Origin of the sequence: Hyphomonas sp., assembly GCF_041689225.1 — a bacterium.
GTDB lineage: Bacteria > Pseudomonadota > Alphaproteobacteria > Caulobacterales > Hyphomonadaceae > Hyphomonas.
The window spans coordinates 1-10681 of sequence record NZ_JBDNGN010000100.1 but is presented as its reverse complement, the minus strand read 5'-3'; the positions used below and the strand labels follow the sequence as shown (position 1 = coordinate 10681).

Genomic DNA, 10681 nt, shown 5'->3' with positions numbered 1-10681 from the left:
TGGCCGTGTCGCTCGCGAATGAATCCAAGAAATTCAATCTCGCCGACCTGCCCCCGGAACTTGCTCGCAAGATGACCCGCCTGCGCGCCGGCATCACGATCCCGGCCCCTTCCACCGAAGGTGCAGCCGAAGAGCTCGCCAATATCACGACGGGTCTCGACGCGGCATATGGAACCGGTACGTTCAACTACAAGGGCAAGGACCTGACGCTGGACGAGCTTTCCACGATCATCGAAACCTCGCGCGATCCGGAAGAGTTGAAAGCCGTCTGGGAAGGCTGGCGTACGGTCTCTCCCGCCATGAAGGATGACTATGCCCGCATGGTGGAGATCGCCAATGAGGGAGCCCGGGAACTTGGCTACTCAAGCCTCGACCAGATGTGGCTGTCGAACTACGACATGGCTCCCGAAGAGATGGAAACAGAAGTCGATCGCCTCTGGGGACAGGTTGAGCCGCTCTACAAAGAGCTCCACTGTTATACCCGCAACAGGCTCAACGCGCAGTATGGCGATGAAGTTCAGCCCAAGACCGGGCCCATCCGCGCTGACCTCCTTGGCAACATGTGGGCGCAGGACTGGTCAGGTATCTATGATGTCGTGAAGACCGATACGCCGGGCCCGAGCTATGATCTGTCTGCGCGGCTGGTCGAAAAAGGCTATGACCCGGTCAAGATGGTCAAGACCGGCGAAGGTTTCTTCACATCGCTCGGGCTCGCGCCACTTCCTGCCACGTTCTGGGAACGCTCCATGATCACCCGTCCGGAAGGACGCGAAGTCGTCTGCCACGCGTCGGCCTGGGACCTCGACAACAAGGACGACTTGCGCATCAAGATGTGCACCGAGGTTAATGAGGAAGACTTCGACACGGTGCACCACGAACTCGGACACAATTTCTACCAACGCGCTTACAAGGATCAGGACCTGCTCTTCAAGGATGGTGCCCACGATGGGTTCCACGAAGCCATCGGCGATTTCATCGGCTTGTCCATCACACCGGGATACCTGAAGCAGATCGGTTTGATCGATGAGAGCGAAATGCCGCCAGCAGACGCTGACACAGCGCTTCTGCTTAATCTCGCCCTCAAGAAGGTCGCCTTCCTGCCCTTCGCGCTGACCGTCGATGGCTGGCGCTGGGACGTCCTGTCCGGCAAAACCGCGCCGGAAGACTATAATGATGCCTGGTGGGCCAAACGCCTCGAAATGCAGGGTATCGTGCCGCCCGGCGAACGCCCCACCGACGCATTCGACCCAGGAGCGAAATACCACATTCCAGGCAATACGCCTTACTTGCGCTACTTCCTGTCCTACGTGATGCAGTTCCAGTTCCACAAAGCGGCCTGCGAACAGGCAGGCTGGGAAGGCCCGCTTCATCGGTGTTCGATCTACAATAACAAGGAAGTCGGCGAGCGCTTCAATGCGATGATGGAAATGGGCGCATCCAAGCCTTGGCCGGATGCCCTGGAATCCTTCACCGGAACGCGTGAGATGGATGGCAGCGCAATTGTCGAGTATTTCGACCCGCTGATGGTCTACCTCAAGGACCAGAATGCCGGCCAGTCGTGCGGCTGGGACGCGGCGGATTCCAAGTAGCCGCAGTATCATTGTGCGCGGTGGCCCGCTTGACTAGGGCCGCCGCGCACCACACATCAGCCGGGAACACGTATTTCAGGAACCTGCCATGACCGACCAGACCACACTCGATGCCATCGAAAAAGCCGTCAAAGCGAATGACGTCGTCTTGTTCATGAAGGGCACGCCCACATTCCCGCAATGTGGTTTCTCATCGGTCGTCGTGCAGGTCCTCGACTATCTCGGCGTTGAATACGTCTCGACCAACGTGCTCGAAGACGCCGCCGTGCGCGACGGCATCAAGGCCTATTCGCAATGGCCGACCATTCCCCAGCTCTATGTGAAGGGCGAGCTCGTCGGCGGCTGTGACATCGTCAAGGAAATGTTCGAAAGCGGTGAACTGCGCGACTTCTTCCAGGATAAGGGCGTCGAAGTCGAAGCGGCCTGATCTCAGGCGAACAGGTAAAGCCCACCCAGGATCAGCAATGGTGTGACCGACATGCCGAACAGGTTGCGCGTGAACGCGTAGGTGCTGATCCATTTGTCGATCTCCGGATCACCCGATGAAGCCGTGGTCGTCACCATTTCGACCCTCTCGCCCTTTATGACCGTGTCATCGGACATGATGTATTTCTGCAACGACCCTTCGGTCAGCAAGGCGCCGAAATAGAACAGGCCGCTGAAAGTGATGCCCGCAAAAGCGAAGCTCACTACGACCGGTACGAGCTCCTGCTGTTGGAATTGTTCCATCAACCACAATGACAAAACGAAAACCGCGGCGCCCGCGAGCAGCGCACCAACCTGCAGCAGGCGCAACCTTTTGAAGTCTGGCTGTTGATCCATGCGAGTCCCCTTCGCAGCAATGCGAAGGCTTATAGCAAATTTGGGCGCGGAACTGTACCCGCTTGGCCTTCTAGTTGCTTATGAGGCTCGCAACCATGTCCGGCGCCGCCGCGAGAGCGCAACCCGCGCAATTGTTCGGGCGCAGGCTGAGCGGCACAAGCATAACAATGAGGCTGAACAGGAGGCCCGACAAGTAACCCTTGCGCCGGGGGAATGGCATCGGGTAGCAGGCTCGCGCAGATTTGCGCCAGCGCACGAGCACATAGCCGATCAGGTACAGTCCCACACCGGATGCGAGCCAATACAGCGCGCTTGCGCCAAACCCTGCCATCGAAACCTCCGCGTCGCCTCCAGCGGGTTTTGTAGCACAGGCGTGTTTTCCGTCGCGAAAACGAAATGTGCAAAAGTGGCCGACCATGTTTACCCAGCATTGACCACAGGCACAGGTCCGATGCTGAGACAATCGGCTCGCAAACGTCGCGCGATGTGCTAAAGCGCCCGCCATGACAACAACCACACTCAGCACCAGCGCGCCGAAAGTCGGCATCGTGTCCCTCGGCTGCCCGAAGGCCCTCGTGGATTCCGAACGCATCATCACGCGCCTGCGCGCCGAGGGCTACCAGATCGCGCCCGACTATGCTGGCGCCGACCTGGTTCTGGTCAACACCTGCGGCTTCCTCGACAGCGCGCGCGAGGAAAGCCTTGAGGCGATCGGCGAAGCTATTCAGGCCAACGGGAAGGTCATCGTTACCGGCTGCCTCGGCGCTGAGCCGGAGGTTATCCAGAAGGCGCATCCGAAGGTGCTCGCCATCACCGGCCCGCACCAGTACGAAGACGTCATGGCGGCGGTCCACACTCACCTGACACCCCCACACAACCCCCATTTCGACCTCGTTCCCGAGTCCGGCATTCGCCTCACGCCGCGCCACTATGCCTATCTCAAGATTTCTGAAGGCTGCAACAATCGCTGCAGTTTCTGCATTATCCCGAAACTGCGCGGCGATCTCGCCTCCCGGCCGATCCACCACGTCCTCACCGAAGCCGAACAGCTCGTCCGCGCCGGTGTGAAGGAACTGCTCGTGATCAGCCAGGACACGTCGGCCTATGGACTCGATGTGCGCTACAAGCCCGAGACATGGCGCGGCACCGAATACGAAACGCGCTTCCTCGATCTCGCCAAGGGGCTCGGCAGTCTCGGCATCTGGACGCGCATGCACTATGTCTACCCCTACCCCCATGTGGACAATATCATCCCGCTGATGGCGGAAGGGCTGATCACGCCCTATCTCGACATCCCCTTCCAGCACGCCTCCGCCAACGTCCTGAAGGCGATGAAACGCCCGGCGAAACAGGACCGTGTCCTCGAGCGGATTCGGCAGTGGCGCCGCGACGTCCCCGATCTTGCCATTCGCTCGACTTTCATTGTCGGATTTCCTGGCGAAACCGAGGAAGACTTCCAGATACTGCTCGACTTCGTCCGTGAGGCCAGAATCGACCGCGCCGGCTGTTTCAAATACGAGAACGTCGCTCATGCCGACAGTCGCGCCCTGCCCGGCCATGTAGATGAAGAAATCAAGGAAGACCGCTGGCACCGTTTCATGCAGACTCAGGCCGAAGTCAGCGCGGCACGTGCCGCGGCCCAGATCGGCACGACACAGGATGTGATTATCGACGGTCCGGGCGAAGAAGACGGCGAAATGCTGGGGCGCACCAAGGCAGACGCCCCGGAAGTCGATGCCGTCGTCTTCGTGTCCAATGCTGGCCACCTGAAATCCGGTGACATCATCCCCGCCCGAATCACTGATGCGGACGAGTATGATCTCTATGCCGAGCCTGCCTAGCGGGCGATCTTGTTGAGCACGCGCACAATTGATTCGTGCGGAATGCCGAGTTCGTCATAGGTCCAGCTCAGCTGCGCCAATCCAGGTGAATCCTCGTTGCAGAAATCCTGGTCTGTATAGTCGACTCCGATCTCGTATTGACGTCGACCATCCTTGTCGACTTCCGCTTCGACGTTCTGCTTCGTGGCGCAGGCACCGGGAATTTCGACAGTTACGGCGCCCTGCCCGATCGATGCAGACTGCAGATGAGGCAGACCGAACTGGGTCAAAACATGAAAAGTGGCACGCTCGGATTCGTCTGCATCGATGATGATACAGGCAGAGAGGCTGGCGGCTGCGATAGCCAGAAACGCAAAAGTCCTTGGTTTCACGAATACTGCTCCTTATTGAAAAACAATATGTTGACTTATCGTATTTCGATATTTCATAGTCAACTAAAATCAACTCGGAGAAACCTCATGACCCGCCCCGTAATGCCTTTACTTGCCTTGGCCGCCATCCTGGCTCCGCTCGCAGGTGCCGACACCAAGTCCTATCCTGCTGGCGACTTCACCGGGATAGATACCCGGGGCGTGATTGATGTCGTCTTTGAAACCGGTCCGATTGCGTCGATCCACGTGGACGAGGAAAACGGCGACTTCAGCGATATCTATATCGAGCAATCTGGTGACACGCTCGAGATCGGTCGGAACAGTCTTCGCGAAGGGTTCGGCTGGTCACGCAATGTGTCCGTCAAGTCCGACAATGGACGCAAGGTCGTCAAGGTCAATGGAAAGCGAGTGCCCGCTTATACTGTCCGTGTCATCGCACCGGCACTTGCAGACGCATCCGTTTCGAATTCATCCTCGATGACCGCGACGGGTCTCGATAGTCCGACATTCTCCGGGTCGGTCTCATCCAGTTCCGAACTGGTCTTGTCCGGCACCGCCGGAGACGTCGACCTGCGTGCCTCGTCGAGCGCGGACCTCGACGCATCGAACCTGGAGGCGCACGCGTTGAAACTGGACGTTTCCTCCAGCGCCGATGCCCTCGCTCTTGTTCGCGACGGCCGGCTCGACCTTGACGCATCATCCAGTGCCGACGTGAATGTCAAAGCACTGGGGGCGGCCAAAGTGATCGTTGACGCTTCGTCCAGTGCGGACGTCGAGCTTTCGGGCACCTGTCAGGCGCTGGAAATCTCCGCGTCCTCAAGCGCCGATGTAGAAGCCCACAACCTCAAATGCGCAACGGGTGATATTCGCGCTAGCAGCGGCGCAGACGTCTCTGCATTTCTGAATGACAGTGTCGAAGCGAAGGCCTCGAGTGGCGCAGACATCTCTGTCGCTGGAAACCCTCCATCGCGCAACGTGAGCAAGTCCAGCGGCGGCGATATTGAAATCAACGGCTAAATCCTCAAGGAGCCAACCCCATGCGAAAGACCATTCTGGCAGCCCTCTGCCTCACCCTGCTCACCCCCGGCGCCGCTCTCGCGGACAGCACGAAGACCTACGATTTCACCGGCTTTGACGAACTCGATATCTCGGCAGGCGTGGACGTCACCTATGAGACCGGACCGGATTATATGGTTGTCATCGATTTCAAACAGGGCGGCCCCGACGACATGAAGCTGCGTCAGGATGGGTCCCGGCTCTATATCGCACGCAAGGCAACATCTGGATGGAGAGACAAGGTCCGGGCCAAGGTGCGCGTAACCTCGCCGCACCTAGAAGAGATCGAGGCCAGTTCCGGGTCGAGTATCCGTGCAACCGGCATTGACTCCGATATCCTCGTTCTCGACGCCTCCAGCGGCGCCAGCATCAAGGCCGAAGGCAAGTGCGGCTCGCTGAAAATCGTGGCCAATTCGGGCGGCTCTGCATCTGCAAAAAAACTAGTTTGTCAGAAGGCCGCTGCCAACGCGTCCAGCGGGGGCTCTGCCACAGCCTACGCATCAGCAGAGGCCAAGAGTCATACGTCAAGCGGCGGTAGCGTCGACATCTATGGTGATCCAGCCGACCGCGAGGCCAATCACTCGGTTTCCGGCGGTTCGACGACCTTCCACTAACCGATACTGAATTCGCCCGGCTTGTATTTCGAGCCGGGCCATTCAAGCTTCATGTCCTCAAGCGCGCCGCGCACCAGGCGCGCAATCATGGCATTGCGCCGCGTACGACTGTCGGCCGGAATGACATACCAGGGCGCATGACGGGTCGAGCAGCGGGCAACGGCCGTTTCGTATGCCGACATGAATTCGGGCCACAGTTTGCGATCCTCGAGATCTGTCGGATTGAACTTCCAGAGCTTGTGCGGCTCCTCCAGCCGTTCGGCGAGACGGATTCCCTGCTCCTCATGGCCAACATTGAGCATGCATTTGACAATGGTCACGTCGTTTTCGGCGAGGTGCTTTTCGAACGCGTTGATCTGCCCGTAGCGCTGCTCGACTGTCTCGGCCGTTGCAAAACCGCGTACCTTGACCACCAGCACGTCCTCATAATGCGATCGATCAAAAATGCCGATCCGCCCCTTGGCCGGAACGGCATTGTGAACGCGCCACAGATAGTCACGCGCCAATTCGTTGGAGCTGGGCGCCTTGAACGCCTTCACTTCCATGCCGAGGGGCGTCGTATCGGAAAACACGCCTTTGATCGTTCCAGACTTCCCTGACGTATCCATGCCTTGCAGGACGACCAGCAGGGACCGCTTCTTTTCGGCGTACAGCTTGTCTTTCAACTCGTTGATGACGGCCGCATCTTTCTTGAGACTGGTTTTCGCCGTTTCCTTGTCGTCGAACAGTGATCTATCGCCTGAATCCCGCGAGGCGAGGTCAAATGGCCTGCCGGGTGTGGCGACGAGCGCCCGTCGGGTCGCAGTAATGCTGGGTATGGGCATTGAATGGTCTCCGGAACGAGAAAAGCCGCACCAGTCTGGCGCGGCCTTTCCAAAACTTCAAGAAAAACAGGTCTCTTACGACGAATAGAATTCGACGACCTGTGCTGGCTCCATCTGAACTGGATATGGCACGTCAGCCAGACCAGGCACGCGGACATAGGTTGCCGACATCGCTTTTGGGTCAACATCCACATATTCTGGAAGATCGCGTTCGGGGCTGCCAAGGGCTTCCAGAACCAATGCGATATTGCGTGACTTTTCGCGGATTTGCACGATATCGCCCGGCTTCAGGCGGGCTGAACCGATATTGCAGCGCCGACCGTTGACCGTGACGTGGCCGTGATTCACGAACTGGCGTGCAGCGAAGATCGTCGGCACGAATTTCGCGCGATAGACGAAGGCTTCAAGGCGCGACTCCAGCAGGCCGATCAGGTTTTCTGCGGCGTTGCCCTTCATGCGGCTGGCTTCAACGTACACGCGGGAGAACTGCTTCTCCGTGATGTCGCCGTAGTAGCCTTTGAGCTTTTGCTTCGCCATGAGCTGCATACCGAAGTCCGAGACTTTGCTGCGACGGTTCTGGCCGTGCTGTCCGGGCTTGTAGTTGCGCTTATTGAAGGGGGATTTGGCGCGGCCCCAGATATTTTCGCCGACCCGACGGTCGATCTTGTACTTCGCGCTGTGGCGACGTGACATGGTAGTACCTCATTTCGACGCGGGCCGGTGGGCGGCGCGTATTCGCACCCACGATCTCAACGGCGGCTCCGCACCAGCCCGTAGATAAGCGGCGGGTAGAACACCAAATTGACTGGTGCGTCAAGCCGAAACGCTGCTACAAACAGGGGAACTCAGAAGGATGGTGAATGGGTCAAATCTACGGCAAAACGGCAAGGGTGAACGGCGCGGGTAGCAAAGCAGGACGAGCAGCGGCTATCGCGTGTGCACCAATGGGGCTCAATCTTCGCGAGAACGTGGTTCACCCCAGCATCATCGATCCACCGATCTGGCAGAAATCTATCCCGCCCAAGATGGACACAATGACGCAAGAGCTGGCCTTTTTTTCCGACTCAAACAAGATGGACGTTGACTCCATTGGCGCACAGCCGTCTCTCATAGGCCGCGCTGGCAGCCCAGAGGAGGTCGTCAAATTGATCGTGTCCCCCGCATCACTTGCCTTCAGTTACCTCATCGGACAGGAGCACTGTATCGATGGGGCAATGACTGCGCGCTAGTATGAAGACAGTACCAGCACAATCTGAAGCATGGACCCGTTACTGGGCGGGCGGCATGACCGAAAGCTGCTTTATGGGCCAAAGGCCGGTGGCGTTCCCTTCAACATGGCTAGAGTTTGCACGCAGCCTCGGTCCTGGCGAACGTGTGATCGATCTGGCCTGCGGCGCAGGCACCGTTGCGCGGCAGATTCAGGCCTCAAGCCCTTCGCTGCGCATCGACGGTGTCGACTTTGCGAACAGCTTGCCACGCCTGCCGGGAGTGCAACTTCACCCTAGTACCAACCTGGAATCCCTGCCTTTTGAAGCTGCGACTTTTGATGCGGTAGTGTCTCAGTTTGGCTTTGAATACGCTGATGTAGCGCAAGCCTCGGCAGAGGCCGCAAGGGTCCTCAAACCCTCAGGGCACTTGTGCCTCATCATTCACAACTCAAGCGGCCCAGCGATCGCGGACGCAAAACGGCGCGTCCAGCGGTTGATGGAAGTCAATGCAAACGATGGAATACTCATCGCGATGAGAAACCTTGCACTTGCTCACAAAGACGGCGTCGACGCCTCTGCCACAGAGATGTCTGCCAAAGCAGCCTGGCAGCGCCTTCACAACGCTCGCGAACAGGATGAAACAACTTCGTGGGCGCTTTCCTTCTCTCGTGAATTGCTCGACAATTGGAAACGCTTCGAGCCTGCCTACCTGGTCGAGAACACCGGGAAACTATCCGCAGAGATCGCGCTTTATGCGGCGCGTATCGAAGCAATGGTGCTGGCGGCGCAAGATCAAAGTGGCATGGACACAATCGCTGATCTGTTTCGTGACGCGGGTATCGAGATTTCAACACTCTCACCTCTATATTACCAGTCAGATCCGGTTGCGTGGCACCTAGGCGGACAAAAAACGTCGCTGGCGGCCTGAGCCGCTACGTCGATTTTGCTCGAAGGCGCAGCAGATGCATCCGGTGCGCCAGCCTCGTCCCAACGAAACTGTAAGTTCTTGCGTTTGCTGAAGGAGGACTTTGGACCGCCCCAAATATTGTCTCGGACCCGGCGGTCGATCTTGTACTTCACACTATAGCGACGTGACATGGTCGTACCTCATTTTGACGCGGGCCTGTGGATATCGCTAATTCGCCATAGGCGGCTGCGCACCACCCTTGGATAAGCGGCGGGAAAAACAACCAAATTGACTGGCGTGCCGAGCCATACGCCTGCTACTGCTGCGGCACAAAACAAGCAAACAACGTTGGGAGGAAGACAATGAAAAACCTGAAGGGACGGACGGCTATCGTCACCGGTGGCGCCAGTGGCATCGGCAGAGCCTGCTGCGTGGGGCTGGCACGCGAAGGGGTCGCGGTGCTGGTAACGGATATCGATGACGCCGGCGCCAGGCAGACCGTTGCGCTGATTGAGACTGAGGGTGGCAAAGCCATCTGGGCCCATCACGACGTCACGGATGAAGATCGCTGGGACGCCATAATGTCCCTGTGTGAGACCGAACTGGGCACACCCTTTGTGATGGTGAACAATGCGGGCATTGCGATTGGCGGCCCGATTCTCGAATTCAGCCTGGCCGATTGGCAAAAGCAGATGGCGGTCAACATGGATAGCGTCTTCCTCGGAACGCGAGCGGCCATGAAAGCGATGCAGACAACTGGCGGCTCCATCATTAACCTGTCTTCCGTCGCAGGCCTTCGCGGTGCCCCAGGGGTCAGCGCCTACTGCGCCAGCAAGGGCGGTGTCCGCCTGTTCACAAAGGCTGCGGCGCTCGAGTGCGCTCAGATGGGATTCCCCATCCGAGTGAACTCAGTACATCCGGGGATCATCGACACTCCAATCTGGCAGAAGTCCATCGCTCGCATGGCCGGTAGCATGCCTGCCGATCAAGCGGCAGCGCTGGCAACGCATGCAGGAGCCAATGCGCTGGATGCACATGCAATCGCCTCGCAATCGACGCCAATGGGCCGTCCCGGCAGGCCAGAAGAAGTTGCTGATCTCGTGGTCTTCCTCGCAAGCGATGCCTCCAGCTATATCAGCGGACAGGAACACGTCGTCGACGGGGCGATGACGGCCCGTTGATCCAAAAAGCCTGCAGGCCGGTCATAGCCGTCACGCCCGTTCGAGAATGGTTCCTGTTCTTGATCTCGAAAGCGCGAGTCGGTCTGTGTCTTGCAGTTAAGCCTGCACAATTGTTCTAGAATTCCGGGGTCAGATTTGGCGGACGTTACTGTAATAATTCCCTGCTACAATAATACGGGCACCATCGAGGCGGCGGTACAGAGTGCGCTTGGCCAAACGTTGCCCGTGAAGGTTATCGTTATCGACGACGCCTCATCCGACGACTCCG

The 10681-nt window shown here is 58.3% G+C and carries 14 protein-coding genes; 9 read left to right on the top strand and 5 right to left on the bottom strand.

Annotated features, from left to right (window positions below; genetic code table 11):
- On the top strand, positions 1-1589 hold a 1589-nt coding region (locus tag ACESNB_RS08995), incomplete at its 5' end, for a M2 family metallopeptidase (protein ID WP_373006451.1).
- 88 nt (positions 1590-1677) lie between these two features.
- On the top strand, positions 1678-2016 hold the full coding sequence (grxD, locus tag ACESNB_RS08990; protein WP_373006449.1) for a Grx4 family monothiol glutaredoxin: 339 nt from the start codon (positions 1678-1680) through the stop codon (positions 2014-2016).
- 2 nt (positions 2017-2018) lie between these two features.
- On the opposite strand, the gene ACESNB_RS08985 is transcribed toward grxD, so the two are convergent.
- Entirely contained in the window at positions 2019-2411 is a 393-nt protein-coding gene (locus ACESNB_RS08985; protein WP_373006447.1) for a hypothetical protein, read from the bottom strand.
- A gap of 70 nt (positions 2412-2481) precedes the next feature.
- A complete protein-coding gene (locus ACESNB_RS08980; RefSeq protein WP_373006445.1) occupies positions 2482-2742 on the bottom strand; it encodes a hypothetical protein in 261 nt (86 codons plus the stop codon).
- A 172-nt stretch (positions 2743-2914) separates the two neighbouring features.
- On the opposite strand from ACESNB_RS08980, the gene rimO reads away from it, so the two are divergent.
- Positions 2915-4252 (top strand): 30S ribosomal protein S12 methylthiotransferase RimO, encoded by a 1338-nt coding sequence (gene rimO / locus ACESNB_RS08975; RefSeq protein WP_373006443.1) that lies wholly within the window; start codon positions 2915-2917, stop codon positions 4250-4252.
- On the opposite strand, the gene ACESNB_RS08970 is transcribed toward rimO, so the two are convergent.
- Complete coding sequence (locus ACESNB_RS08970) at positions 4249-4623, bottom strand: hypothetical protein (RefSeq protein ID WP_373006441.1); 375 nt, start codon at positions 4621-4623, stop codon at positions 4249-4251. The two genes, rimO and ACESNB_RS08970, sit on opposite strands and share 4 nt — an antisense overlap.
- Positions 4624-4710: 87 nt before the next feature.
- Between ACESNB_RS08970 and ACESNB_RS08965 the strand changes: the two genes are divergently transcribed.
- On the top strand, positions 4711-5640 hold the full coding sequence (locus ACESNB_RS08965) for a GIN domain-containing protein (protein WP_373006439.1): 930 nt from the start codon (positions 4711-4713) through the stop codon (positions 5638-5640).
- Between the two features lie 20 nt (positions 5641-5660).
- Positions 5661-6293 (top strand): head GIN domain-containing protein, encoded by a 633-nt coding sequence (locus ACESNB_RS08960; protein ID WP_373006437.1) that lies wholly within the window; start codon positions 5661-5663, stop codon positions 6291-6293.
- On the opposite strand, the gene ACESNB_RS08955 is transcribed toward ACESNB_RS08960, so the two are convergent.
- Together ACESNB_RS08955 and rpsD are read right to left on the bottom strand one after the other, a co-directional pair.
- On the bottom strand, positions 6290-7117 hold the full coding sequence (locus tag ACESNB_RS08955) for a PPK2 family polyphosphate kinase (protein ID WP_373006435.1): 828 nt from the start codon (positions 7115-7117) through the stop codon (positions 6290-6292). The genes ACESNB_RS08960 and ACESNB_RS08955 overlap by 4 nt on opposite strands.
- A 75-nt stretch (positions 7118-7192) precedes the next feature.
- Positions 7193-7810, bottom strand: a complete 618-nt coding sequence (gene rpsD, locus ACESNB_RS08950) for a 30S ribosomal protein S4 (RefSeq protein ID WP_373006433.1) — start codon at positions 7808-7810, stop codon at positions 7193-7195.
- 167 nt (positions 7811-7977) lie between these two features.
- On the opposite strand from rpsD, the gene ACESNB_RS08945 reads away from it, so the two are divergent.
- From ACESNB_RS08945 to ACESNB_RS08930, 4 genes are all read left to right on the top strand, one after another.
- The gene (locus tag ACESNB_RS08945; RefSeq protein WP_373006431.1) at positions 7978-8346 is read left to right on the top strand and encodes a hypothetical protein; all 369 of its coding nucleotides are present in this window, start codon (positions 7978-7980) and stop codon (positions 8344-8346) included.
- A 1-nt stretch (position 8347) separates the two neighbouring features.
- Positions 8348-9253, top strand: a complete 906-nt coding sequence (locus ACESNB_RS08940) for a class I SAM-dependent methyltransferase (RefSeq protein ID WP_373006429.1) — start codon at positions 8348-8350, stop codon at positions 9251-9253.
- Between the two features lie 341 nt (positions 9254-9594).
- Positions 9595-10413: an SDR family NAD(P)-dependent oxidoreductase gene (locus tag ACESNB_RS08935; protein ID WP_373006427.1), complete on the top strand. Its 819-nt coding sequence runs from the start codon at positions 9595-9597 to the stop codon at positions 10411-10413.
- A 90-nt stretch (positions 10414-10503) separates the two neighbouring features.
- Positions 10504-10681, top strand: a 178-nt coding sequence (locus tag ACESNB_RS08930; RefSeq protein ID WP_373006453.1) for a glycosyltransferase family 2 protein, incomplete at its 3' end; no start/stop codon positions are given.